Raw genomic sequence first — 25775 nt, forward strand, 5'->3', positions numbered from 1 at the left:
GGGTGAATCCCCGACCCACCCGGCCGGTGCGGCGCTGTCAGGCGACGGTGAAGCGGAACCGGTCGGCACCGGCACGGGCCGTGGCGGTCGCCTCCGCCGGGTCGGCGCCCCAGGCCAGCACGTGCCCGCCGCGCCGCACCGACGAGGTGACGTCACCGACCCGGTCGCCGACCGCCACGTCGAGCTGCACGGCCAGCACACCGGGCACCCGCCGGGCGTCGCGCAGCCCGTCGATCGCGGTGAGCGTCCCCGGCGGTGGCAGCAGGAACTCCACCGCCGCCGCCCCGGACGGCCGGGCCGGGAGCCGGGGCCGCTCGCCGCGCAGCGTCCGCAGGTAGGCGTCGATGAAACCGCACTCGTACGCCACCGAGACCAACGCGGAGATCATGTCGCCGGGCAGCCGGGCGGCGCACTCCACCAACGTCGGCACCCCGTCGGCGACGATCCACTCGCTGTGCAGCACACCGGTGCGGAAACCGGCCGCCGTCGCCAGCCGGGTGGCTGCCTCGACCAGTTCCGCCCGGCGGGCCGCCGGCAGCGCCGAGGGGACCGTGTGCCCGGTCTCCACCGGGCGACGACCCGGCAGCACCCGCTTGTCGGTGACGTTGCCGAAGCACACCTCGCCGTCGGCGACCAGCAGCTCGACGCTGTATTCCGGGCCGACCAGGGTCTGCTCGACCAGCACCTCGGTGGGCAGGTCGCTGGCCGCCTCCACCGGTTCCTCCGGGGCGGCGGTCGCCGACCAGGCCGCCGACACGTCGTCACCGGGGGCGATCAGTTGCACGCCGAGGCTGCCGGAGCGGCGGGTCGGCTTCAACACGCAGCGGCCACCGAACCGGGCCGCGAACGTCGCCGCCCGCTGCGGGGAGTCGACCAGCTCGTACGCCGGATTGGCCAGCCCGGCCCGGTCGGCGAGCAGGCGCATCCGGTGCTTGTCGGAGAAGACGTCGGCGGCCTGCGGGCCGGCCCCGGGCAGGCCCAGCCGGTCGGCGAGCCGGGCGGCGGCACCGACCGCGTACTCCAGGCCGGGCATCACCAGCCGGGCGGTGGTCAGCCCCGGCTCGCGGGCCAGCAACTCCTCGACGTCCAACCCGGTCTGGTAGCGGGCGGACACCACCCGCGAGACCACCGGCAGGCGGGTCACCGTCGTGGTGACGTCCCGCCGGGCGATGATCTCCGGCTCCTCGACGAGTACCACGCTGCCCGGCGGCAGCTCCTCGGCGAACCAGTGCATCATGCCGATCGAGGCGCCCACCACGATCATCTCGTCAGGGCCCAGGTCAAGGTCCAACGGTCGTCCTCCGTACGGGTCGGCCACCGGGTGCGGGGACACGACAGTACCGGCGGGCCAGGACGGCCCGCCGGTACTGTCGGAGCTGGAGCGGTGGTGGTGTTACCTGGTCAGGCGCGGGTGACCTTGCCGGCCTTGATGCACGAGGTGCAGACCTGGAGCTTCTTGGTGTTGCCGCCACCGGCCGGGGTACGCACCGACTGGATGTTCGGGTTCCAGCGGCGGTTGGTCCGCCGGTGCGAGTGGGACACGTTGTGGCCGAAGCCCGGCCCCTTGCCACAGACGTCGCACACGCTAGCCACGGGATACTCCTGAGATTGATACGTTCATGAGGTCGCCGGCAGGCGCTGCGCGGACAACCTGGCCAGGTTACCCGATGCACCCCCGCCCCGCCCAACCGGCCCGTCCCGGCCCCCTGTGGCGGCCAGCCCGCCACCGTCCCGCACGGCGCGCGGACCGGGCCGGCCACCGTCGGAAGGCGTCGCCGCCGGCCGGCCCAGGGACACGCCGGCCGACCCCGGCGGGTGTCGGCCGCCGCCAGTAGGCTTCTGGCCGTGCTGGACACCCTCGACGCCGCCGCGGTACGCCGCTGGTGCGCGAGCGGTCTCGCCGCGCTGCGCCGGCACCAGGGTGAGATCGACGACCTCAACGTCTATCCCGTGCCCGACGGGGACACCGGCACCAACCTCGTGCTCACCCTCACCTCGGCCCAGCAGGCGCTGTCGGTGGGCCTCGGCACCCTGCCGGAGGACGGCGACACCGCGCACGGGCACGCGCTGCGGCTGATGGCCAGGGGTGCGTTGCTCGGTGCCCGGGGCAACTCCGGGGTGATCCTCTCGCAGCTCCTGCGCGGGCTCGCCGAGGCACTCGGCGGTGTGCCCACCGTCGCCGGCCGGGCGTTGGCCGGTGCGCTGCGCGACGCCACCACCGCCGCCTACGCCGCGGTGGCCCAGCCGGTCGAGGGCACGGTGCTCAGCGTGGTCGCCGCCGCCGCGACCGCCGCCGAGCAGGCCGACAGCGACGACCTGCGCACGGTTGTCCGGGCCGCCGCCGGGGAGGCGGCCCGCGCGCTGGCCCGTACCCCCGACCAGTTGCCCGCGCTGGCCCGTGCCGGGGTGGTCGACGCCGGTGGCCGGGGACTCTGCCTGCTGCTCGACGCCCTGGTCGAGGTGGTCACGGGGGAGCCTGCGGCCGGGCCTGCGCCGGTGACCCGTCCGGCCCGTGGGCCGCTGACCGCCGTCCGGGAGACCGGCTCCTCCGACTACGCCTACGAGGTGCAGTTCCTGCTCGACGCGCCGCACGAGGCGGTGACCCGGATGCGCGCCGAGCTGGCCACGCTGGGCGACTCGCTGGTGGTGGTAGGTGACGCCGGTACGCCGGCGGAGTCCGGCACCTGGAACGTCCACGTCCACGTCAACGACGTCGGGGCGGCCGTCGAGGCCGGGGTGGCCGCCGGCCGGCCGTACCGGATATCGGTGACCCGGTTCGCCGACCAGGCCGCGCCGGCCCGGCGACCCGGCCCCGCCGCCGACGGCCGGGCGGCCGTGGTGGTCGCGCCCGGCGTCGGCATCGCCGAGCTGTTCGGCGGGGAGGGCGCGACGGTGGTGCCGGGCAACCCGTCCACCGGCGAGCTGCTGGACGCGATCCGGGCCACCGCCGCCGCCCGGGTGGTGGTGCTCCCCAACGACCCGAACACCCAGGCGGTGGCGAACGCCGCCGCCCGGGAGGCGCACCGGCTCGGGGTGGAGGTGAGCGTGGTGCCGACCCGCTCGCCGGTGCAGGCGCTCGCCGCGCTCGCCGTCCGCGACCCGCAGCGCCGGTTCGCCGACGACGTCATCGCGATGGCCGAGGCCGCCGGTGCCTGCCGGTACGCCGAGGTGTGCCACGCCAGCCGGGAGGCGCTCACCGTGGCCGGCCCGTGCCGCCCCGGTGACGTGCTGGCCCTGGTCGAGGGGGAGGTCCACCTGATCGGCAGCGACCTGGTCGACACCTGCGCCGCCGTGGTCGACCGGATGCTCGGCGGCGGCGGTGAACTGGTCACCCTGCTCACCGGCGCGGACGCCCCCGCCGGCCTCGCCGAGGCGGTCCGGGCGCACGTGACCCGGCGCTGGCCCTTCGTCGAGGTGCAGGCGTATTCGGGTGGGCAACCGCACTATCCGCTCCTGGTGGGGGTCGAATGACGACGTCCGAGCCGGCCACGGTGGACACCGCGCTCACCAAGCTGGTGGGGGAGAAGACCGCCAAGGCGCTCGCCGGTCACCTCGACCTGCACACCGCCGGTGACCTGATCTACCACTTCCCGCGCCGGTACGACGAGCGCGGCGAGCACACCGACATCCGTTCGTTGGACGTCGGTGAGCAGGTCACCGTCCTGGCCCAGGTGCAGCGCACGGCGGTCCGCCCGATGCGGCAGCGGCGGGGCAACCTGCTGGAGGTGACCGTCGGCGACAACTCCGGCGGGACGCTGACGCTCACCTTCTTCGGCAACCAGGCGTGGCGGGAGCGGGAACTGCGCCCCGGCCGGTGGGGGCTGTTCGCCGGCAAGGTCACCGAGTTCCGGGGCAAGCGGCAGCTCAACGGCCCGGAGTACGTCCTGCTCGGTGAGGGGGGCGAGGGTGAGGTGGCGGCCTCCGAGGAGGTCGAGGAGTTCGCCGGGGCGCTGATTCCGGTCTACCCGGCCGCCGCAGCCGTGCCGACCTGGGTGATCGCCCGCTGCGTCCGGGTGGTGCTGGACACCGTCACCCCGCCGGACGACCCGCTGCCCACGCCGATGCGGGTCGGCCGGAAGCTGGTCGGCATCGACACCGCGCTGCGCGAGATCCACCGGCCGTCCAGCAAGGAGGAGCTGTACCGGGCCCGCCGCCGGCTCAAGTGGGACGAGGCGTTCGCCGTGCAGCTGACCCTGGTGCAGCGCAAGCTGCGGTCGGCGTCCTCGCCGGCCACCCCGCGCCCCGCGAAGGCGGATGGCCTGCTCGACGCGTTCGACGCCCGGCTGCCCTACGAGCTGACCCCCGGCCAGCGTGACGTCGGCGTCGAGATCGCCGCCGACCTGGCCACCCCGCACCCGATGCACCGGCTGTTGCAGGGCGAGGTCGGTTCCGGCAAGACGGTGGTGGCGTTGCGGGCGATGCTCCAGGTGGTCGACGCGGGAGGTCAGGCGGCACTGCTCGCCCCGACCGAGGTGCTCGCCGCCCAGCACCACCGGGGCATGCTCGACCTGCTCGGCCCGCTGGCACAGGCCGGTGAGCTGGGGGCGGCCGACGACGCGACCCGAGTGGAGCTGGTCACCGGCTCGCTGGGCGCGGCAGCCCGACGGCGGGCCCTGGCCGAGGTGGCGCAGGGGCGGGCCGGCATCGTGCTCGGCACCCACGCCCTGCTCTACGAGGGGGTCGACTTCGCCGACCTGGGCCTGGTGGTGGTCGACGAGCAGCACCGTTTCGGCGTGGAGCAGCGCGACGCCCTGCGCGCCAAGGCCGACCAGCCACCGCACGTGCTGGTGATGACCGCCACCCCGATCCCCCGCACGGTGGCGATGACCGTCTACGGCGACCTGGAGACCTCCACCCTGTCCCAGTTGCCGCAGGGACGCTCCCCGATCGCCTCGCACGTGGTGCCGGTGGCGGAGAAACCAGCCTTCCTGGACCGGGCCTGGCGGCGGGTGCGCGAGGAGGTCACCGCCGGCCACCAGGCGTACGTGGTGTGCCCGCGCATCGGCGAGGGTCCGGCGGCCGAGGAGGAGCCACCCCGCGAGGACGACAACGGACGACGTCCACCGCTGGCGGTGACCGAGGTGGCGCCGCTGCTCGCCGAGGGGCCGCTGCACGGGCTGCGGATCGGCGTCCTGCACGGGCGGCTGCCCGCCGACGAGAAGGACGCGGTGATGCGGTCCTTCGCCGACGGCGACCTGGACGTGCTGGTCGCGACCACGGTGGTGGAGGTCGGCGTGAACGTGCCCAACGCCACCGTGATGATCGTGCTGGACGCAGACCGGTTCGGTGTCTCCCAGCTGCACCAGCTGCGGGGGCGGGTCGGCCGGGGCGCGGCCCCCGGGCTCTGCCTGCTGGTCAGCGAGGCGGCCGAGGGTTCGTCGGCGCGGGAACGGTTGGACGCGGTCGCCTCCACCACCGACGGGTTCAAGCTGGCCGAGCTGGATCTGGAGCAGCGCCGGGAGGGTGACGTGCTGGGGGCGACCCAGTCCGGTCGTCGCTCGCACCTGCGGCTGCTGTCCCTGCTGCGCGACGCCGACCTGATCCGGGACGCCCGCGCCGAGGCGCTCACCCTGGTCGAGCAGGACCCGCAGTTGGCGCGGCACCCGGCGCTGGCCGCCTCGGTCGCCGCCCTGGTCGACGAGGAACGCGCGGAATACCTGGAGAAGGGCTGACCGCCGCCCCCGGGCGTGGGGGACGGCGGTCGGCCGTCGGGGTGCCGGTCGACCCGTCGGCCGGCGTCCCCGGGACGGGGGCTACCGCCCGGCGGCGTCCCCCGGACGGAGGGCTACCGCCCGGCGGCTCAGGGGCGGCGTTTCTCGACGACGGTCCAGCCGGTCCAGCCCCGGTCGGCGACGAGTCTGCGCAGTCGCCTGACGACGGGATGGGCGGCGTCGGCGAACGAGTCCATCAACCGGACGAACGCGGGGTCCGGGGTGACCTCCTCCTGCATCTCCAGCTCCCCGGCGGCCTCCGCCTGCGCGAACAGGTCGGCCATCAGGTCGGCCGTCTCGCGCAGCAACTCCTCGTCCTGCCAGTTCTCGGCGACCCGGCCGATCAGCCGGTAGAGCTGGATGACCTGGGGGTTGTCCAGCTGGGCCACCTTGTCGGCCATCAGCCCCTTGATGGCGTCCGGCCACCGCGCCGCCATCAGGATCCACCCGTCGCGTTCGGCCTCGACGGCGACCGGTGGCACCCCGGCGGCGCGGAGCCGGTCCAGGTAGTCGACCACCTCCGCGGGGACGGCGAGGGTGTCACCGCCGCTGAGCCGGGCGATCCGCCGTCGGTGCTCCTGCAGCGCCCGGATCTGGGCCCGCAGCTGGCGGTCGATCTCGGCGGTGGCGGCGGTGAACGTCTCCGCGTCGGCGTCGAGCAGTTCGCGGACCCGGGCCAGCGGGACGCCGGCCTCGGCGAGCGTCCGGATCCTCACCAGCCGGACCACCGCAGCCGCGTCGTACGTCCGGTAGCCGGAGGCGTCGCGTTCCGGCTCCGGCAGCAACCCGATCTGGTGGTAGTGCCGTACGGCGCGGATGGTCACCCCGGCGTAGGACGCCAACCGTCCGATCGTCAACATGGCCTCAGCCTGCCCGACCCGGGAGCACCGTCAACCGACCTTGCGGTGGTGGACGGCCATCGCGCCGGCGTACGCGAGGACGAGGAGGCCGGCGCACCAGGCGAGCGCGGTCCAGATGTCGCCGCCCACCGGCTGGCCGGCGAACAGGGCGCGGATCGTGTTCACGATGGACGTCACCGGCTGGTGTTCGGCGAACGCGCGCACCGGGCCGGGCATGGTGTCGGTGGGCACGAAGGCCGAGCTGACGAACGGCAGCAGGATGAGCGGGTAGGAGAACGCGCTCGCACCGTCGACGGAGGTGGCGGTGAGGCCCGGGATGACCGCGAGCCAGGTCAGCGCCAGGGTGAACAGCAGCATGATGCCGGCGACCGCCAGCCAGCCCAGCACGCCGGCCCCCGAACGGAAGCCCATGGCCAGCGCCACCAGCACCACCACCACGAGTGAGATCAGGTTGGCCACCAGCGAGGTCAGCACGTGCGCCCAGAGCACGGCCGAGCGGGCGATCGGCATGGACTGGAACCGTTCGAAGATGCCGCCCTTGAGGTCCAGGAAGAGCCGGTAGGCGGTGTAGGAGATGCCGGAGACGACGGTGATGAGCAGGATGCCGGGCAGCAGGTAGTTGACGTACCGGTCGGACCCGGTTTCGATCGCGCCGCCGAACACGTAGACGAAGAGCAGCAGGAACGCGATCGGCATGATCGCGGTGGTGATGATGGTGTCCGGGCTGCGGCTGATGTGTCGCAGTGACCGCCCCAGCAGGGCGGCGGTGTCACCGAGGAAGTGTCTGGTCATCGGGGTTCCTCAACTGCTCGTGCCGTCGGGGCGACGGCGTCCACGGTGTCGTCGGTGCGGGTGCGGGTGCGGGTGCTGGTGCCGTCGTCGCCGCCGTCGCCGACGATGGCGAGGAACACGTCCTCCAGGGTGGGCTGCTTCTCGACGTACTCGACGGTGGCGGGCGGGAGCAGCCGGCGGAGTTCGGCGAGCGTGCCGTCGGCGATGATGCGCCCGTGGTGCAGGACGGCGATCCGGTCGGCGAGCTGCTCTGCCTCGTCGAGGTACTGCGTGGTGAGCAGCACCGTCGTGCCCTGCCGGGCGAGTTCCCGGACGGCCTGCCACACCTCCAGCCGGCCCTGCGGGTCGAGCCCGGTGGTCGGTTCGTCGAGGAAGATCACCGGCGGGTCGCCGATGAGGCTCATCGCGATGTCGAGGCGACGGCGCATCCCACCGGAGTACGTGCCCACCCGCCGGCCTCCCGCCTCGGTGAGCGCGAAGCGGCCGAGCAGGTCGTCGGCGACCCGACCGGGGTCGCGCAGGTGGCGCAGCCGGGCGACCAGCACCAGGTTCTCCCGGCCGGTGAGGATCTCGTCGACGGCGGCGAACTGGCCGGTGAGGCTGACGGACTCCCGTACCCTCGCCGCCCGGGTGGTGACGTCGAGACCGTGCACGTGGGCCGTCCCGCCGTCGGGTTTGAGCAGGGTGGCCAGGATGCGTACCAGGGTGGTCTTCCCCGCCCCGTTGGCGCCGAGCAGGGCGAGGATGCTGCCCGGTGCCACGTCGAGGTCCACCCCGCGCAGCACGCGCAGTTCCCGGTAGGACTTCGTCAGGCTCCGGACCTGGATGGCGGGCCCGCGGGCCGGCGACATTGTCGATTGATCGGCTGACATGGCGTCAGCATCCGGGGTTGACGCTGCGGCAGGGTCAAGCCCGAAACGCGCGGGGCGCGTCGACCGGTCGGTCGACGCGCCCCGGGGGCGTGCTGCGGTCAGACGGTGAAGTGGATCCGTCGGCGTCGGGCGACGAGGAAGAGCACCGCGCCGGCCACCAGCAGGGTGGCCGCGCCGGCGGCGATGGCGCCGGCCGCCGCACCGGTCACCGGGAGGCCGCCGTCCTGGTCGCCGCCGCCACCGCCACCACCGGTGGACGGGCAGTCCTCCGGCTGCTCCCACTTCACCGGGCCGCCGGAGTCGAGGTCACCGGTGACGGTGACGGTGAGCCCCTTGGTGGCGGGGAAGCTGACCGTCCCGGTCCGTCCCGGTTCGACGGTGAGCTTCTTCGGCTCGCCCTTGTTGGGGGTGAAGACCGAGGTCAGCGGGGTGCCGTCCTCCGGGTTGCTGATCCGGAAGACCATCTTGTCGCAGCTGGACTCATAGCTGGCGTCGGGCGTGCCGACCTCGGGCTGCTGGCAGTCCTCGGGCTTCTGCCACCCACCGGTGAAGTCCTTCATGCCGGCGGCGGCCACGGTGATCTCCTGCGCCTCCCCGGCGCTGAGCTTGCGGGTCTCGATCTTGCGCAGGGGGACGGTCACCTTCTCGGTGAAGCCACCGCTGCCGGTGATGGTGAACGTCGCCGCGGCGTTGCCGCTGCGGTTGACCAGGGTCAGTTCGACGTTGCCGTCGCAGTCGGACTCGGCGATCACCTCGGGGGCCGCCGAGCAGGTGCCCGAACCGCCGTTGAACCAGGCACGCGGGCCGGTGGAGCGGGCGCCGATGCCGGACGGGCTGCCGACCTTGCGGTCGCCGTACCGGTCACTGGTGTCGGTCAGCGGGTCGATCAGCTTGCTGCCGAAGACGAAGTCGACCTGGGTGTGGCAGTTCGGCACCTCGACGGCGAAGTCGAGGGTGGCCACCCCCAGCTCGCCCGGGGCGACCCCGGTGAACTTCTTGATCGACTTGTCGAGCACGTACTGCGGCACGGCGAACGTCGCCGACGGCGTCACGTACGACACCAGGGCCAGGTCCTGCTCCTCGCCCCGGCAGAGTGGGCCGTTGGTCAGGGTGATCGAGGCGCGGCCCGCCGGACCGTCGAAGGTGTGCGTGTAACGCGCGTCGGCGGCGGCGACACAGGACGACGTGGACTGCCCGCCCGCCGGGGTGGTGGCGGTCGCGCTCGCCGTCGTGGTGGGCGTGGGGGACGGCGAGGGTGAGCTGGCGCCCGCCGGGGTGGTGCAGGCGAGGACCGTGGCCAGGCCGGCCAGGGCGGCGGCGGTCACGGCGAGCGGTCGCCGGAGCGACAGCTGGGGACGGATCACGCGTACTCCCGGGGTGAGGGTGCGTCAGGGCGCGGCGGGGGTGGCGTTGCCTGGTCACGGCGCGTGTCGGGAGCGCCGTGACGACGCCGTGCGACGCCCTGGCCGGCGGAGCGGCACCGGCACCGGGCCGACCCTAGTGGGCCCGTCGATACGGACATAGTGCACGGCGGGCACCGGGAGTGTTGTTATGTATTTGAGATCATTGATTCACTGGGGGTGATGTTTCGGTCACCCGGACGGGGCGCACCGCGCCGCCGGCCCGCGTCGGTGGTCGCGTAGCGTCACAGGCATGCGCAGGGAAAGACGGTGACCCGGATCGTGGCCGGCACGCTCGGCGGTCGGCGGATCGCCGCACCCCCCGGCGCCGGCACCCGCCCCACCTCCGACCGGGTGCGCGAGGCCCTGTTCAGCGCCGTCGCCGCCGAGGTGGACCTGGTCGGCGCGCGCTTCGCCGACCTGTACGCCGGCTCCGGCGCGGTCGGGCTGGAGGCGCTGTCCCGGGGGGCCGAGCACGTGCTGCTGGTCGAGTCCGATCCCCGGGCCGCCCGGGTGATCCGGGAGAACGTCGCCGCGCTCCGGGCCGCCCCGGCCGCCCGGCTGGTCACCGGCAAGGTGGCCGGCGTGCTCGCGGCCGGCCCCGGCGACGCGTCGTACGACGTGGTCTTCGCCGACCCCCCCTACGCGGTGCCGGACACCGAGATCACCGCCCTGCTGACCGCGCTGGTGGAGCACGACTGGCTCGCCCCCGACGCGCTGGTGGTGGTCGAGCGGTCCACCCGTACCGGCCCGGTCGACTGGGTGCGGGGCATCACCGCCGAACGCAGCCGGCGTTACGGCGAGACCACTCTTTGGTACGGTCGCCGATCATGAGACGTGCGGTGTGTCCCGGCTCGTTCGACCCGGTCACCAACGGACACCTCGACATCATCGGACGGGCCAGCCGGCTCTTCGACGAGGTGATCGTCGGTGTGCTGGTGAACCAGTCCAAGAGTGGCCTGTTCACCGTCGAGGAGCGGATCGACATGCTCCACGAGGTGACCTCCTCGTACGGCAACGTGCGGGTGGCGTCCTTCCGTGGGCTGCTCGTCGATTTCTGCCGGGCGCAGGAGGCGAGCGTGCTGATCAAGGGCCTGCGGGCGGTCAGCGACTTCGACTACGAGTTGCAGATGGCCCAGATGAACATCGGCCTGGCCGGCGTGGAGACCCTGTTCATGCCGACCAACCCGCTCTACTCGTTCCTCTCCTCCAGCCTGGTCAAGGACGTGGCCAAGTGGGGCGGCGACATCTCCTCCCACGTCCCCGACACCGTCCGGCAGGCGCTCGCGGCCCGGCTCACCACCCCGCGCCCCTGACCGCCCGCCGCCGGCCCACCGACGCCGGGGCAGCGGATCGGAGGCGGGCGGCGCGTCGGGGCGGGGTGGTGAGGGCGGTGGTGGCCCGGGCACGACATCATGTGGTGCAGCGCCGAAGTCGGGCGCAGGCCGCATCATGTAGGTCGGCAGACGAACGACAGGGGTGAGGTACCGGTGGACCCGCTCGATCGCATCGACGAACTGATCGGCGTGCTGGAGCAGGCGCGCTCCGTCCCGATGTCGCGCAACAACTGCATGGTCGACCGGGGCGAGATGATCGCGGCTCTCGACGAGATGCGCGCCGACCTCCCTGCCGACCTGCGTCGCGCCGCCGCCCTCCTGGAGGAGCGCGACAAGATCATGGATGCCGGTAAGCGGGAGGCCGACCGGATCATCAGCGAAGGTGAGGCGGAACACGCCCGCCTGGTCTCGGTGAACGAGATCACGGTCTCCGCCGAGCACGAGGGGGCCCGGATCATCGCCGAGGCCCGCGCCGAGGCACAGCGGCTGCGGGAGGAGGTCGACGACTACGTCGACACCGCGCTGGCGAACTTCGAGCAGTTCCTCACCCGGGCGCTGGCGTCGATCGAGCGTGGGCGGGACAAGATGCACGCGCTGCGGGAGATCGGCACCTTCGGTGGGGACGAGGCGGAGCGCCCGCTACCCTTCTGAGCGGCACCTCATCGCACCGACGGACGGGTCGGGCGTCGCCCCCGGTTCGACGATCCGGCGGTCGCCCAGGTAACCTTTTTTGTCGGCCTCTCACCGGCCGGAGTCTGACTATGCCCAAACACTCGCCTTCATCACTCAACCCCAGGGCGCCGCTGGTCCTCGACACGAGGGACCTGCCGCGTCGCCCTGGTGCGTTGCGTACGCATCGGCGGGTCGTGCCGGCACCGGCGGACCTCGGCGGAGAGTTGATCAGCGTGCCGGAGGGTGCGGACCTCGACCTCGACCTGAGGTTGGAGTCGGTGTCCGAGGGCGTGCTCGTCTCCGGGACCATCACCGGTCCCGTCCAGGGCGAGTGCGGTCGTTGCCTGCGCGCGATCGACTACTCGTTGACCGTGAACGTCCAGGAGCTGTACGCGTACGAGAACAGCACCACGGACATCACGACCGACGAGGACGAGGTGGGCCGGATGCAGGACGATCTGATCGACCTGGAGCCGGCGCTGCGGGACGCGGTGGTGCTCACGCTGCCGACCAACCCGCTCTGCCGGGAGGACTGCCCAGGACTGTGCCCCGAGTGCGGGGTGCACTGGGACGATCTGCCGGCCGATCACAGCCACCAGCAGATCGACCCGCGTTGGGCGAGCCTGTCGCAACTGAACCGTACAGAGGAGTAGGAACCGTGGCCGTCCCGAAGCGCAAGATGTCGCGCAGCAACACCCGGTCCCGCCGGGCGAACTGGAAGGCGGCTGTGGTCGCGACCGTGGCCTGCCCGCAGTGCAAGTCCCCCAAGCTGCCGCACGCGGCGTGCTCCGTCTGCGGCACGTACAACGGCCGCCAGGTTCTCGAGGTCTGACCTGGACGCCGAGTGACACCCCCGACCACAGGTCGGGTGGCGCGCGCACCCCGGCGATCGCCCGGTGCCCCGGCTCCCTCCGACGTCGACCGGCCCGCTCCGGCCGGCGTGGCGATGGAGCCGGGCACCGCGCGGATCGCCGTTGACCTCCTCGGCGGGGACGATGCTCCCGCCGTCGTGGTTGACGGCGCTCTGCGGGCGGTGCGTGCCGACCCGGACCTGCACCTGCTGCTCGTCGGCCCGACCGAGGTCGCGGCCGGGGTGGTCGACGCCCTGACCCCGGAGCAACGGACCCGGATCACCATCCGCGCGACCCGTACCGCCGCCGGGCCGGCCGACCACGCCCCACGGGCCGACAGCACCGTCCGCGCGGCCGTCTCCGCCGTCCGCGACGGCGCCGCCGACGCCCTGGTCTCCGCCGGGTCCACCGGCGCCACCGTCTCCGCCGCCGCCCTCGGCTTCGGCCGTTGGGCCGACGTGCGCCGGCCCGCGCTGGTGGCGAGCCTGCCGGCCGTCTCCGGCCCGGTGATCCTGCTCGACGTCGGCGGCTCGCTGGAGCCCCGCCCCGCCACCCTGGCCCGGCACGCCGTGCTCGGAGCGGCCTACGCCGCCGTCGCGCACGCCATCGTCGCACCCCGGGTCGGCCTGCTCTCGGTGGGCACCGAGACCGGCAAGGGGGACCGCCCCCGCCGCACCGCCGACCCCCTCCTCGCCGCCGCCCCACTGCCCTGCGCCGCCCGCTACGTCGGGCTGGTCGAGGGCTACGACGTGACGCTCGGCCTGCGCGCCGACGTGGTGGTAACCGACGGTTTCACCGGTAACGTCCTGCTCAAGGCCATCGAGGGGGCGTACACGATGACCGGGGGCCCACCCGCCGGCGGTGACGCCCCGCGGGCGGCGGCCCTGCTCGGGGTGGCCGGCACCGTGGTGGTCTGCCACGGCGCGGCGACCCCCGACGACGTCGCCTCCGGCATCGCCCTGGCCGCCCACCTGTGGCGTCGCCGGGCCACCGACCGGGTCCGGGAACAGGTCGCCGGCCTGCCGACCGGCGGCGGCACCGACCAGGAGGACCCGCAGGCATCGGCCGGGTCCGATCCTCCCGGTGCGGATCGCCGCGAGCCGAGGAGACGGCCATGAGCACCAGGTGTGCGCCGGCCAGCCTCGCAGTCCTGAACGAACAGGTCACCGGCGTACGGGCCATGAGTCCGCGTACCCCGCCGGCGGGAACGGAGCAGAGGTAGGAGCATGACCAACGACAAGCGGCGGCGCGCGCCCGTCGCCCACCTGGAGACGGCGTTCGGGGTGACCCTCGACCCCGAGCTGCTGGAGCGGGCGTTGACCCACCGGTCGTACGCCTACGAGAACGGTGGGCTGCCCACCAACGAGCGGCTGGAGTTCCTCGGTGACTCGGTGCTCGGCGTGGTGATCACCACCGCGTTGTTCCGCAACCACCCTGACCTGCCCGAGGGGCAACTGGCGAAGCTGCGGGCCAGCGTGGTCAACATGCGTGCCCTGGCCGACGTCGCCCGGGGGCTCGGCCCCGACGGGCTCGGCGCCTACCTGCTGCTCGGCAAGGGGGAGGAGAGCACCGGCGGCCGGGACAAGGCGAGCATCCTCGCCGACACCCTGGAGGCGTTGCTCGGCGCGATCTACCTCCAGTACGGGCTGGACACCGCAGCGGAGGTCATCCACCGGCTGTTCGATCCGCTGATGGCCGAGTCGGCGGGCCGGGGCGCCGCCCTGGACTGGAAGACCAGCCTCCAGGAGCTGACCGCCGCGCTGGGGCTGGGCGTGCCCGAGTACCGGATCGAGGGCACCGGACCCGACCACCTGAAGACCTTCACCGCCTGGGTGGTGGTGGCCGGCAACCGCTACGGCGGATCCGAGGGGCGCAGTAAGAAGGAGGCCGAACAGCGGGCCGCCGACGCGGCCTGGCGGGAGCTGACCGCGCAGGCCGAGCGGGACCGCGCGGACGCCGCACCACCCGACGCGCAGGAGCCGGCGGCCGACGAGACCGCCGAGGCGGGTCTGGGTCGTGCCTGAACTGCCCGAGGTCGAGACGGTGCGGCAGGGGCTGGCCCAGTGGGTCACCGGTCGACGGATCTCGACGGTGGAGGTGCGCCACCCCCGGGCCGTGCGGCGACACGTCCCCGGCCCGGCGCACTTCGCCGACGTGCTCGCCGGCCGGACGGTGACCGACGTACGCCGGCGCGGCAAGTACCTCTGGCTGCCACTGGACAGCGGTGACGCGCTCGTCGGCCACCTGGGCATGTCGGGGCAGTTGCTGCTCCAGCCGGCCGAGGCGGCCGACGAGCTGCACCTGCGGGTCCGGTTCCGGTTCACCGACGACGGCCCGCAACTGCGCTTCGTCGACCAGCGGACGTTCGGTGGGCTCGCGGTCAGCGAGGGCGGCGCCGTTCTGCCCGCCGAGATCGCGCATATCGCCCGCGACCCGATGGACCCGGAATTCTCCGACACCGGATTCGTCACCGCCCTGCGCCGACGGCGTACGGAGGTCAAGCGGGCCCTGCTGGACCAGACGCTGATCTCCGGGGTGGGCAACATCTACGCCGACGAGGCGCTGTGGCGGGCCCGGCTGCACGGGGCCCGCCCCACCGACGCGGTGACCGCCCCCGCCGCAGGTCGGCTGCTCGGGCACGTACGGGACGTCCTGGCCGAGGCGATCAAGCAGGGCGGCACGAGCTTCGACGACCTGTACGTCAACGTCAACGGGGAGAGCGGCTACTTCGACAGGTCGCTCAACGCCTACGGCCGGGAAGGGGAACCCTGCCGGCGTTGCGGGGCGCCGATCCGCCGGGAGGCGTTCATGAACCGGTCGTCGTACAGCTGCCCGCGCTGTCAGCCCCGCCCCCGGGGTGCCCTCAGGGGGTGACCCCGACCCGGTTCGGGGTTGCACCGGTGTGCCGCGCCGACGGCACTCCGGGCCGGTGCCGGATTTACGCTGATCCACCCGGTCGGTCGTCCCGGGCGGCCCGGCCCGGCCGCCTCCGCGGCGTCCGGGGTGGGCCGGGGCCGATCCCCGATGTGCCCCGGCGTCGCCGTCCCTAGCGTCAGCACGGTCGGCAGGGCGCCGACGGGAAGGGGGCCCGACGGAGATGGGCGGCAGACCGGTGACGGTGCGGTTGGCGCGGTGGAGCGCCGAGCACCCGTGGCGCGCGATCGCGCTCTGGGTGGTCTTCGTGGCGGTGTGTTTCGTCGGTGGCAACGCCGCCGGCCTGAACGAGGCCACCGGCGCGGACCAGGCGATCGGCGAGTCCGGTCACGCCGACGTGATCGTCACCGAGGGAAAGTTCACCGATCCGGCGGTGGAGAACATCCTGATCACCCCGCGTACCGGCACCCTGGACCGGGCCGCCGCGCAGGCCGCGGCGACCGACGCGGCCGACCGGCTGCGGCAGATCACCGGGGTGGCGTCGGTGGGCGAGCCGGTGCCGTCGCGCGACGGTGCCGCGCTGCTGGTGCCGGTCACCATGGCCGGCGATCCGGAGACCGCCGCCGACCGGGTGCAGCCGCTGCGTGACGCCACCGCCGCCGCCCAGGCCGCCCACCCGCAGTTGCGGATCGAGCAGGTCGGCGGCCCGTCGATCAACCAGGCCCTGGACGACACCCTGGGCCGGGACTTCAAGCGGGCCGAGTTGCTCAGCCTGCCGGTCACCCTGGCCATCCTGATCGTCGCGTTCGGCGCGCTGATCGCCGCCGGGGTGCCGGTGCTGCTGGCGCTCTCCTCGGTGGCCGCCGCGATGGGGCTGTCCACCCTCGCCTCCCACCTGGTGCCCGCCACCGACACCACCTCCAGCGTGATCCTGCTGATCGGGATGGCCGTCGGGGTGGACTACTCGCTGTTCTACGTCCGACGGGAACGGGAGGAACGGGCCAAGGGCCGGTCCGGGCTGGACGCGGTGGAGATCGCCGCCGAGACCTCCGGGCACGCCGTGGTCGTCTCCGGCTTCGCGGTGATCATCTCGATGGCCGGCCTGATGCTCGCCGACGACGTGGTCTTCTCGTCCCTCGCCGTCGGCTCGATCCTGGTGGTCGCCGTCGCGGTGACCGGCTCGCTGACCGTGCTGCCGGCACTGCTGGCCAAGCTGGGCCGCTGGGTGGACCGCCCCCGGGTGCCGCTGCTGTGGCGGCTCACCGCGCCCCGCACCGGACGGCACGGGCAGCCGGCCCGGCCCCGGTTCTGGCCGGCGGTGCTGCGGCCCGCGCTGCGCGCGCCCCGGGCCACCCTGATCGTCTCGGTGGGGCTGCTGCTCGCCCTGGCCGCCCCGGCGCTCGGCATGAAGCTGAAGTTCCCCGGCATGGAGGACCTGCCCCGGACCACCCCGGCGATGCAGGCGTACGACCGGCTGACCGCCGCCTTCCCGAGCACCGGCACCAGCCACACGGTCGCCGTCCGGGCCCCCGCCGACCAGGCCGAACAGGTGCGCGCCGCGCTGACCGGGCTGGCCCGCACCGCCGCCGCCGACCCGCTGTTCGCCCCCGTGGAGGCGGACGGCCCGAAGATCGAGGTGTCGGCGGACCGCCGGGTGTCGGTGCTGGAGGTGGCCACCCCGTACGCCAGCCGGGACGACCGGTCGGTGAGCTCCCTGCACGAACTCCGCGACGACCTGCTGCCCGCCGCACTGCGTGGCATCCCCGGCGTCGAGTACGCCGTCGGTGGCGGGGTGGCCGCCAGCGAGGACTACGCCCGGCACATCCGGGAGAAGCTGCCGCTGGTGATGGCGTTCGTGCTGGCGCTGACCTTCCTCGTGATGACCTGGACGTTCCGGTCGGTGGTGGTCGCCCTCACCTCGATCCTGCTCAACCTGCTCTCCGCCGGGGCCGCCTACGGCCTGCTGGTGCTGGTCTTCCAGGGCGACTGGGCGCAGGACCTGCTCGGTTTCACCTCGATGGGGGCGATCGTCTCCTGGCTGCCGCTGTTCCTGTTCGTGGTGCTCTTCGGGCTCTCCATGGACTACCACGTCTTCGTGGTCAGCCGGATCCGGGAGGCGGTACGCGCCGGCCGGTCCAACGCCGACGCGGTCGCCTACGGCATCACCTCCTCGGCGGGGGTGGTGACCAGCGCGGCGATCGTGATGGTCGGGGTGTTCGCGATCTTCGCCTCGCTCAGCACGATCGACATGAAGCAGCTCGGCATCGGGCTGGCCGCGGCGATCCTGCTGGACGCCACGATCATCCGGGCGGTGGTGCTGCCGTCGGTGATGACCCTGCTCGGCGAGGCCAACTGGTGGGCGCCCCGCTTCCTGCGCGGGCGCAGCCGGCCCGCCGCCACCCCACCGGCCGACCCGACGCCGGAGCTGGTCGGGGCACACTGACCGGCCGTTCCACCAGCGCCGGGGCCGCCGCCCTGCCCACTCGCCGCCGGTGACCGCCCTTGCGGGTGGTGCAGCGCCGTGGCCGGCGGCGCGGGTGACCCGGACCGCAGCTCGCGGTCCGGGTCACCCCGGCGTGCCGGGGACCGGCCCGGGGACGGTGGGACAGGGCACGCGCCAGGCGTCCAGGGTGCGGTTCTTGCGGATCGAGGCGAAGCCGTAGCCGACGGTCGTCACGCAGAAACCCGCCGGGTCCCCGGCGTACTCGACCTGGAAGACCGGCTTGTCCGCGTCGGCGAAGGGGAGCAGCTTGGCGCAGCGGCGCAGCCGGACGCACTCCTCGTCGACCGCGAAGTCGAATTCCGGGGCCAGCGCGGCCACCTGCGCGACGTCGCCGACCAGGCCGGGGGAGAGACCCAGGGCCCGGGCCAGCGCGGCGGACCGCCGGTTGAAAGCCAACTGGTCGTCGAAGTCGAGCGGGAAACCCGACCGGTGGGCGTACCCGTCGGCGTCGACGAGGGCCACCGCGCCGAAACCCTTGCCCCGGCAGAGCCGGAACCGGTCGGCCAGGACGGGACGCAGCAGGTCCCACCGCCGGATGTCGACCCACCGGCTCCCGGGCCGCCCGGCCGCACCGCCGCCGACCGCCGCCGGGTAGCGCGCGGCGTCCGGATCCGTCCCGGCGTACGTCCCGACCGGCACGTGACAGATCAGCCGCCGGTCGCGCCGACGCAACGCCCCGGTCTCGGCGGTGCTCACCCGGACCGGGTCGAGGAGGAAGACGTCGGCGTCGACGGTGGTGTCGACCGGGCCGGTGAGCTGCCACTGCCACCGCCACTGCCGGGCCGTGCCGGGCGGCCACGGGGTCGGTGCGCCGGGCGGGCCGAGGTCGGGACGGCAGGCGTACACCGGGGTCAGCAGGGTGAGTGCCAGCGTGGCCGACAGCACCCGGCGGGCCGGGTGGCGCAGCGGTGGCCGGGTGGGCAGCGGCGAGCCGCCGCGCGTCGCGGACGCTGACGGCCGGATGCGCATCGGCGGCTCCCGGGTCCCGTGCGGTACGTCGCACGCCTCACCCGGTCAAACGAGAAGCCCCCGGCGACGACGCGGTCACGTCGTCGCCGGGGGCCGGCCGTCCCCGGTCAGCGCGGGGCGGCGAAGTCCTGCGTCCAGTACGGCCCGTTGCTGTCGGCCACACCCACGCCGATCTCGGTGAACGCGCAGTTGAGGATGTTGGCCCGGTGGCCGGAGCTGTTCATCCAGGCGTCCATCACCGCAGCCGGGGTCTGCTGGTTCCAGGCGACGTTCTCGCCGTAGGTGCGCCAGGTGTAACCGGCCCGGTCCAGCCGCTGGCCGGCGTCGCTGCCGTCGCTGCCGGTGTGCGTCATGTTCTTGTGGTCGGCCTGGTCCTGGCTGTGCTGCTGGGCGGCGAGGGTCAGCTTGGCGTCCACCGTGACGGCGGCGCAGCCGGCCTTGGCCCGTTCGGCGTTGACCAGGTCGACGACCTGCTGGACCTGGCTGCCCCCGCCGCCGCTGACCGCGGCCCGGGTGGTGGTCGCCGCGGTGGGGATGCTGCCGCCCCGGGTGGTCTGCCGGGACGCCGGCTGGGTCCGGCTCGGGGCGGGCGTCGGCGTGACGCTCCGGCTCGGCGACGGGCTCGGCGACGCCGCCGACGGGCTCGGCGACGGGCTGGGGGAGGTCGGGGCGGTGGTGCTCGGTGCGGTGTCCGGGATGACCGGCGCGGTGGCCACCGGTTCGTCGAGGGCGGCCGGGTCGGTGCGCTCGTCGTCGGGCAGCATCAGCGCGCCGATGCCCAGGCTCACCACCAGGGTCGCCGCGGCGGCGGCCCCGCCGATGAGCAGTGGACGCTTCAGCCGGCGACGCGGCCGGCCGGGGCCGGTGGGTGTCGGCCGGACGTTGCCGGTGGGTGTCGTCGGTCCGCCGGCCGGCACGACCGCCGAGGCGAGCGCGGTGGCGTTCCGGTCGGCAGGCCCGCAACCGGCTCCGCTCAGGTACGCCTGCCGCCCGTCCGGTTCGCCCACCCAGGGCCCGTCCTGCCCGGTGGCCGGGTGCGTGTCCCCACCCCACGTCCCGGCCGATTCGCCCTGCCACCGCCCGGTCTGCTCGTCCTGCCACCGGTCGGCCGGCTCGCCGTGCGTGTCCTGCCAGCGGTCGGCGGCATCGCCGTGCCACGGCCCGGCCTGCTCGCCACCCCGCGGCCCGGCCTGCTCGCCGTGCCACTGGTCGGTCTGCCCGCCCTGCGTGTCCGGCCACCGGTCGGCGTGCCCGCCCTGCCAGCCACCGGCCGGTTCGCCCTGCCACTGCCCGTCGGTTTCGCCGTGCCACGGCCCGGTCGGCGTGTCCTGCCACGAACCGGCGGGCCCGCCCTGCGTGGGACCGGTCTGGTCAGCCTGCCAGCGGTCGGTCCGGTCGTCCTGCCAGGTCCCGGTCGGTCCGTCCTGCCAGGTCCCGGTCGGTTCGTCCTGCCGACGGTCGGTCCGGTCGGCGGTCGGCCACTGCCCGACGGCCGCTGCGGTCCACCGGCCGGTCGGCTCGTCGCGCCACCGGTCCGCCGGCTCGTTCCGCCACGTTCCGGTCGGTTCCGCCGGGTGCTGGCCGGGTGCCGCGTCGGGCCGGTGGTCACCGGCGGGTGGCGGTCCGGCGGCCCAGCGGTCGGGTCCACCCGCGAAGCGCCCGGCGGAGGTGCCGGCCGGGTCGGGGCCGGTCCGATCCGGGCCGTCCGGCGTCGGGTCGTCACCGAAGAGGTACGCCGAGCGGGGCTCGGGACGGTCGGTCAGCCAGGCCGGGTCGTCCGCCAACGGCTGCGGCCGTCGGTATGCGGCGTCCGGGTCGTTCGGATCGGTCGAGCCGTACACGCCTGTCGCCTCCACGGGTCGGTTGCGGGCCGGGGTGACGCTACGGCGGCAACGGGAACAGCGGCAACGCGGCTAAGGAAGAGTTAAGGCCGGGCAGACATCCAGGGTCACCGTAGCCGCCGGGGAAGGCGTAGAGTCAAGAAGTCCGGACAGAGAGTGTCCGAGCCTTACGGCCCCCGGCGCAGTCGTCAGGGTAGGCGTGTAGATGATCTACGGCCTGCGAGAACTTGACGAACGGCGGATTATCGCTCAATATGTAGGTGTCGCCAGTCGCGCCCAGCCACGCCCGGAACTCGGTGGCCCGGTAGTAGTCGCGAACACGAAATGGGCGCGCGTTGGCCGGCTTTTCCGGCAGCGCATATCAAGGAGTTAGCATGGCGAAGGCCCTGTACGGCCACGTAGGTGCAGCGCCCGACCGGCGTCTGCTCGACGAGGTCACCCGACTGCGTTCCAGGGTGCAGGCCCTGGAGTTCGAGATCACGCGCCTGCGCGCCGACAATGATCGGCTCGCGGCGGCTGCGGCGGAGGTGGACGACCTCCTCCGGCTGGCCGAGCCGGCGCTCACCTGATCTTCGGCACCGCAGAAAACTGAACAGCACCACCGCGAAATAGCGCGCCGACACTTTTTTGTGCCGGCGCGCAGTGCTGTCGCCGGCAATTCTCCCGGGCGTCAATTCGTGATCTTGTCACTCGATGTGGCGTAGCACACCCGATCATTTTCCGGACCGTACGGGGTGCGGCACCGGGGGCCGGGGCGGGTCGCGTGCCGGCCACCGCGTACCGACGGGTTAGTCTGCGGGTTCACCAGGTCCGCGCAGCCCGCGACGCCTGCGGTGGCCACCGGACGAGGATCGGACAGGTGCATCTCAAGAGTCTGACGGTGAAGGGGTTCAAGTCCTTCGCCTCCGCCACGACGTTGAAGCTGGAGCCCGGGATCACCTGCGTGGTCGGCCCGAACGGCTCCGGCAAGTCCAACGTCGTCGACGCGATCGCCTGGGTGCTGGGCGAGCAGGGCGCCAAGGCGCTGCGCGGCGGCAAGATGGAGGACGTCATCTTCGCCGGCACCGCCGGGCGGGCGCCGCTGGGCCGGGCCGAGGTCACCCTCACCATCGACAACACCGACGGCGCGCTGCCGATCGAGTACACCGAGGTCTCCATCACCCGCCGGATGTTCCGCTCCGGCGAGAGCGAGTACGAGATCAACGGCGACTCGTGCCGGCTGCTCGACATCCAGGAGCTGCTCAGCGACTCCGGCATCGGCCGGGAGATGCACATCATCGTCGGTCAGGGCCGGCTCGACGGCATGTTGCACGCCAAACCGGAGGACCGCCGCTCGTTCATCGAGGAGGCGGCCGGCGTGCTCAAGCACCGCAAGCGCAAGGAGAAAGCGCTGCGGAAGCTCGACGCGATGCAGGTCAACCTCAACCGGCTGACCGACCTCACCGCCGAGCTGCGCCGCCAGCTCAAGCCACTGGGCCGGCAGGCCGAGGTGGCCCGCCGGGCCGCCGCCATCCAGGCCAACCTGCGCGACGCCCGGCTCCGGCTGCTCGCCGACGACCTGCACACCCTGCGGGTCACCCTGGACAAGGAGATCGCCGACGAGACGGCGCTGCGGGAGCGGCGCGAACAGATCGAGGGCGAGCACACCGAGGTGCAGGGCCGTCTCGGTGAGCTGGAGGCGGCGCTCGCCGAGGACGCGCCGCTGCTCGCCGCCGCCCAGGACACCTGGTACAAGCTCTCCGCCCTCGCCGAACGGTTCCGCTCGGTGGAGCAGGTGGCCCGGGAACGGCTGCGCCACCTCAGCGCCACCGGCGACGACGAGCGACCCGGCCGGGACCCCGACCAGCTGGAGGCCGAGTCGCAGCGGGTCCGCGAGCAGGAGGAGGAGCTGCGCGCGGCGCTCACCGACGACCAGATCCGGCTCGCCGAGGCCGTCGAGCACCGGCAGGAGCTGGAACGCCAGCTCGCCGCCGCCGAACGGGAACTCGTCGCCGCCGCCAAGGCGATCGCCGACCGGCGGGAGGGCCTGGCCCGGCTGACCGGGCAGGTGAACTCGGCGCGGGCCCGCACCACCAGCGCCGGCGAGGAGATCGACCGGCTCGCCGCCGCGCATGCCGATGCCCTGGCCCGCGCCGACCAGGCCCAGGCCGAGCTGGACGCGGTCGCCGAACAGTCCACCGAGGCCGACCGGGACAACGCCGAACTCGACGACCGGCACGCCGAGGCGGTGGCCGCCCACGAACGGGCCCAGGCCATCGTCCGGGCGTTGACCGACACCGAGCGGGCCGCCGAGAAGGACGCCGCGACGTGGAAGGCCCGCGAGGAGGCGCTCGCCCTGGGCCTGCGCCGCAAGGACGGTGCCGGGGCGCTGCTGGCCCGCGCCGACGAGGTGCCCGGCCTGCTGGGCAGCCTGGCCGGGCTGCTCACCGTCGCCGCCGGCCATGAGGCGGCGCTCGCCGCCGCGCTCGGTGGGCTCGCCGACGCGGTGGCGGTCACCGGGGTGGACGAGGCCGTCGAGGCGATGCGGCTGCTGAAGATCTCCGACGCCGGCCGGGCCGGCCTGCTGGTCGGCGGCCCCGCCGGACCCGGCATGACCGGCTCCGCCGACGCGCTGCGCCCCCGGCTTCCGGAGTCCGCCCGGTGGGCGCCGGACCTGGTGGAGTGCGCCCCCGAGCTGCGTCCCGCCGTACACCGGGCGCTGCGTGACGTGGCGCTGGTCGACGACCTCGCCGCCGCCGCCGAGCTGGTCGCGGACAACCCGGAGCTGCGCGCGGTCACCCCGGACGGCGACGTGGTCGGGGCGTACGCGGCGGCCGGCGGGTCGGCCAAGGCGGCCAGCTTCATCGAGGTGCAGGCCGCCGTGGAGGAGGCCCGCACCAACCGGCTCACCGCTGAACGGACCGGTGCGGAGCTGCGCGACCAGCTCGTCGACGCCCGGGCCGAGGTGGCCGCCGCGAAGGAGGCGGTGCAGCACGCCGCCGCCGCGAAACGGGAGGCGGAGAGCCACCGCAACGCCGCCGCCCGCCGGCTGGCCGAGCTGGGTGCGGCGGCCCGTTCGGCCAGGGCGGAGACCGACCGGCTCGGTGAGAGCCGGTCCCGCGCCGAGGCGGCCCGGGAACGTGACCTGACCGCCCTCGCCGAGCTGGCGGAGCGGCTGCGGCTCGCCGAGGACACCCCGATCGACGCGGAACCCTCCACCGAGGACCGGGACCAGCTCGCCGCGATGGTGCCCCGGGCCCGGCAGAACGAGATGGAGGTCCGGCTCGCGGTGCGTACCGCCGAGGAGCGCGTCGCCTCGATCGCCGGCCGGGCCGACTCGCTGGCCCGGCAGGCCACCGCCGAGCGGGCGGCCCGGGAGCGGGCGGCGGCCCGGCGGGCGGCCCGGACCCGGGGTGCGGCGATCGCCCGAGCCGTGGTCGGCGGGGCCCGCGAGGCACTCACCCGGCTGGGCACCTCCGTCGCGCGCGCCGAGGAGCACCGCGACGCGGTCGCCCGCGAACGCGCCGCCCGGGAAGCCGAACTCCAGGAGGTACGCGGGGCGGCGAAGCGGCTCGGCGCGGAGCTGGAGCGGTTGACCAGCCAGGTGCACCGCGACGAGGTGGCCCGCGCCGAGCAGCGGCTGCGCATCGAGCAGTTGGAAGCCAAGGCCGCCGAGGATTTCGGCCTGGACCTGGAGACCCTGCTCGCCGAGTACGGCCCGGCGCAGCCCGTCCCGCCGACCCCGGTGGACGTCGCGACCGCCGAACGCGACGGCCTGCCGGTGCCCGAGCCGGTCCGCTACGAGCGGCCGGTGCAGGAGAAGCGGGCCGCCAAGGCGGAACGGGAACTGGCCCTGCTCGGCAAGGTCAACCCGCTCGCGCTGGAGGAGTTCGCCGCCCTGGAGGAGCGCTTCAAGTTCCTCTCCGAGCAGCTGGAGGACCTCAAGGCCACCCGGCGTGACCTGCTCACCGTGGTCAAGGACGTCGACGAGCGGATCCTGGAGGTCTTCGCCAGCGCGTTCGCCGACACCGCCCGCGAGTTCGAGCAGGTCTTCACCGTGCTCTTCCCCGGCGGCGAGGGCCGGTTGATCCTCACCGAACCCGACGACCTGCTCACCACCGGCGTGGAGGTGGAGGCCCGGCCACCCGGCAAGAAGATCAAACGGTTGTCGCTGCTCTCCGGTGGTGAGCGGTCGCTGACGGCGGTGGCGATGCTGGTGGCGATCTTCCGGGCCCGGCCCAGCCCGTTCTACATCATGGACGAGGTGGAGGCGGCCCTCGACGACGTGAACCTGGGTCGGTTGATCACGCTGCTGGCCCAGTTGCGGGAGAAGAGCCAGCTGATCGTCATCACCCACCAGAAGCGGACCATGGAGATCGCCGACGCGCTCTACGGCGTGACCATGCGCAGCGGCGTCACCCAGGTGATCAGCCAACGGCTCAACCGGACCGACGACGAGCGGTCCGACCGAACTGAGGAGAATCAGTAGTGGCACGGGAACGGCCGACGGCGCTCCTGCTCGACTTCGACGGCGTGCTGCGCCACTGGGACCCGGCGGTGGCCGCCGGCATCGAGCGGGAGTACGGCCTCTCCGCCGGGGTGCTCGGCGAGATCGCCATGCACTGGGGGAGGCTGCAACCGGTGCTGACCGGTCAGGTCAGCCACGCCGACTGGGTGTCCAGCGTGGCTGACGCGCTGACCGAGTCGGTCGGCCCGGACCGGGCGCGGGCGGCGGTGCAGCAGTGGCAGCGCTACCGGGGTGAGCTCGACGCCGACGTGCTGGCGTTCGTCCGCGAGGTGCGGGCCGCCGGGGTCCGGGTGGGTCTCGGCACCAACGCCACCGACCTGCTCGACACCGACCTCGCCGAGCTGGGCCTGGTCGGCGAGCTGGACGTGGTGGTCAACTCCTCGGTCGTCGGGGTGCACAAGCCGGCGAAGGAGTACTTCCAGGCGGCCTGTGCGGCGCTGGAGACCCCGCCCGCGCGGGTGCTCTTCGTCGACGACGAGGACTGGGCGGTCCGGGGAGCGCGGGCGGCCGGGCTGTCGGCGTACCGGTGGAGTGGGCCGGAGGGGCTGCGCTACCTGCGGGCGGCGCTGGCCCACTGACCCCGGGC

General features: G+C 73.9%; 22 protein-coding genes. 14 read left to right on the top strand and 8 right to left on the bottom strand.

Annotation, left to right across the window (positions count from 1 at the left end):
* Positions 1-37: 37 nt before the first annotated feature.
* Together ACQP2H_RS06890 and rpmB are read right to left on the bottom strand one after the other, a co-directional pair.
* Positions 38-1291: an ATP-grasp domain-containing protein gene (locus ACQP2H_RS06890; protein WP_433231671.1), complete on the bottom strand. Its 1254-nt coding sequence runs from the start codon at positions 1289-1291 to the stop codon at positions 38-40.
* Between the two features lie 110 nt (positions 1292-1401).
* Positions 1402-1593: a 50S ribosomal protein L28 gene (gene rpmB, locus ACQP2H_RS06895; protein WP_007456456.1), complete on the bottom strand. Its 192-nt coding sequence runs from the start codon at positions 1591-1593 to the stop codon at positions 1402-1404.
* 252 nt (positions 1594-1845) lie between these two features.
* On the opposite strand from rpmB, the gene ACQP2H_RS06900 reads away from it, so the two are divergent.
* Both ACQP2H_RS06900 and recG read left to right on the top strand, forming a co-directional pair.
* The gene (locus ACQP2H_RS06900; RefSeq protein ID WP_219468241.1) at positions 1846-3471 is read left to right on the top strand and encodes a DAK2 domain-containing protein; all 1626 of its coding nucleotides are present in this window, start codon (positions 1846-1848) and stop codon (positions 3469-3471) included.
* Entirely contained in the window at positions 3468-5672 is a 2205-nt protein-coding gene (gene recG, locus ACQP2H_RS06905; RefSeq protein WP_363820368.1) for an ATP-dependent DNA helicase RecG, read from the top strand. The genes ACQP2H_RS06900 and recG overlap by 4 nt, the downstream gene beginning before the upstream one ends.
* Before the next feature lie 128 nt (positions 5673-5800).
* Here recG and ACQP2H_RS06910 read toward each other — a convergent pair whose 3' ends face one another.
* The 4 genes from ACQP2H_RS06910 to ACQP2H_RS06925 form a co-directional block, all read right to left on the bottom strand.
* On the bottom strand, positions 5801-6571 hold the full coding sequence (locus ACQP2H_RS06910; RefSeq protein ID WP_219468248.1) for a MerR family transcriptional regulator: 771 nt from the start codon (positions 6569-6571) through the stop codon (positions 5801-5803).
* Positions 6572-6601: 30 nt separating this feature from the next.
* Positions 6602-7363, bottom strand: a complete 762-nt coding sequence (locus tag ACQP2H_RS06915) for an ABC transporter permease (protein WP_208567217.1) — start codon at positions 7361-7363, stop codon at positions 6602-6604.
* Positions 7360-8235: an ABC transporter ATP-binding protein gene (locus ACQP2H_RS06920; protein ID WP_255597919.1), complete on the bottom strand. Its 876-nt coding sequence runs from the start codon at positions 8233-8235 to the stop codon at positions 7360-7362. Before ACQP2H_RS06920 ends, ACQP2H_RS06915 begins: the two co-directional genes overlap by 4 nt.
* 98 nt (positions 8236-8333) lie before the next feature.
* On the bottom strand, positions 8334-9599 hold the full coding sequence (locus tag ACQP2H_RS06925) for a cell wall anchor protein (protein ID WP_219468250.1): 1266 nt from the start codon (positions 9597-9599) through the stop codon (positions 8334-8336).
* Between the two features lie 306 nt (positions 9600-9905).
* Here ACQP2H_RS06925 and rsmD point away from each other — a divergent pair, with 306 nt between their 5' ends.
* The 9 genes from rsmD (at position 9906) to ACQP2H_RS06970 (ending at position 17812) form a co-directional block, all read left to right on the top strand.
* Entirely contained in the window at positions 9906-10469 is a 564-nt protein-coding gene (rsmD, locus tag ACQP2H_RS06930) for a 16S rRNA (guanine(966)-N(2))-methyltransferase RsmD (protein ID WP_433231678.1), read from the top strand.
* Positions 10466-10951, top strand: coding sequence for a pantetheine-phosphate adenylyltransferase (gene coaD / locus ACQP2H_RS06935; protein ID WP_208567213.1), 486 nt, complete (start codon positions 10466-10468; stop codon positions 10949-10951). Before rsmD ends, coaD begins: the two co-directional genes overlap by 4 nt.
* A 174-nt stretch (positions 10952-11125) precedes the next feature.
* On the top strand, positions 11126-11623 hold the full coding sequence (locus ACQP2H_RS06940; RefSeq protein WP_208567212.1) for a hypothetical protein: 498 nt from the start codon (positions 11126-11128) through the stop codon (positions 11621-11623).
* A gap of 110 nt (positions 11624-11733) precedes the next feature.
* Positions 11734-12297 (top strand): YceD family protein, encoded by a 564-nt coding sequence (locus ACQP2H_RS06945; RefSeq protein WP_208567211.1) that lies wholly within the window; start codon positions 11734-11736, stop codon positions 12295-12297.
* A 5-nt stretch (positions 12298-12302) separates the two neighbouring features.
* Positions 12303-12476 (top strand): 50S ribosomal protein L32, encoded by a 174-nt coding sequence (rpmF, locus tag ACQP2H_RS06950; RefSeq protein WP_088646032.1) that lies wholly within the window; start codon positions 12303-12305, stop codon positions 12474-12476.
* 114 nt (positions 12477-12590) lie between these two features.
* Positions 12591-13613, top strand: coding sequence for a phosphate acyltransferase PlsX (locus tag ACQP2H_RS06955; RefSeq protein ID WP_219470756.1), 1023 nt, complete (start codon positions 12591-12593; stop codon positions 13611-13613).
* A 108-nt stretch (positions 13614-13721) separates the two neighbouring features.
* Positions 13722-14519 carry a ribonuclease III gene (gene rnc, locus ACQP2H_RS06960; RefSeq protein ID WP_244252296.1) on the top strand — a complete coding sequence of 266 codons (798 nt, stop codon included), beginning with the start codon at positions 13722-13724 and terminating at the stop codon, positions 14517-14519.
* Complete coding sequence (mutM, locus tag ACQP2H_RS06965; RefSeq protein WP_219468259.1) at positions 14512-15369, top strand: bifunctional DNA-formamidopyrimidine glycosylase/DNA-(apurinic or apyrimidinic site) lyase; 858 nt, start codon at positions 14512-14514, stop codon at positions 15367-15369. Before rnc ends, mutM begins: the two co-directional genes overlap by 8 nt.
* Positions 15370-15592: 223 nt before the next feature.
* Complete coding sequence (locus ACQP2H_RS06970; RefSeq protein WP_433231683.1) at positions 15593-17812, top strand: MMPL family transporter; 2220 nt, start codon at positions 15593-15595, stop codon at positions 17810-17812.
* 123 nt (positions 17813-17935) lie between these two features.
* On the opposite strand, the gene ACQP2H_RS06975 is transcribed toward ACQP2H_RS06970, so the two are convergent.
* Positions 17936-18841, bottom strand: a complete 906-nt coding sequence (locus ACQP2H_RS06975; protein WP_357534581.1) for an endo alpha-1,4 polygalactosaminidase — start codon at positions 18839-18841, stop codon at positions 17936-17938.
* Between the two features lie 107 nt (positions 18842-18948).
* Positions 18949-20682, bottom strand: coding sequence for a CAP domain-containing protein (locus ACQP2H_RS06980; protein WP_433231687.1), 1734 nt, complete (start codon positions 20680-20682; stop codon positions 18949-18951).
* Between the two features lie 374 nt (positions 20683-21056).
* Here ACQP2H_RS06980 and ACQP2H_RS06985 point away from each other — a divergent pair, with 374 nt between their 5' ends.
* The 3 genes from ACQP2H_RS06985 to ACQP2H_RS06995 all read left to right on the top strand — a co-directional run bounded on the left by ACQP2H_RS06985 (position 21057) and on the right by ACQP2H_RS06995 (position 25767).
* The gene (locus ACQP2H_RS06985) at positions 21057-21251 is read left to right on the top strand and encodes a hypothetical protein (RefSeq protein WP_067305353.1); all 195 of its coding nucleotides are present in this window, start codon (positions 21057-21059) and stop codon (positions 21249-21251) included.
* A gap of 290 nt (positions 21252-21541) precedes the next feature.
* Positions 21542-25150, top strand: coding sequence for a chromosome segregation protein SMC (gene smc, locus ACQP2H_RS06990; RefSeq protein ID WP_357534576.1), 3609 nt, complete (start codon positions 21542-21544; stop codon positions 25148-25150).
* Positions 25150-25767, top strand: coding sequence for an HAD family hydrolase (locus ACQP2H_RS06995; RefSeq protein ID WP_219468269.1), 618 nt, complete (start codon positions 25150-25152; stop codon positions 25765-25767). The genes smc and ACQP2H_RS06995 overlap by 1 nt, the downstream gene beginning before the upstream one ends.
* Positions 25768-25775 lie beyond the last annotated feature (8 nt).

It is taken from the genome of Micromonospora sp. CA-248260 (genome assembly GCF_050942205.1).
In the GTDB taxonomy this organism is placed as follows: domain Bacteria; phylum Actinomycetota; class Actinomycetes; order Mycobacteriales; family Micromonosporaceae; genus Micromonospora; species Micromonospora antibiotica.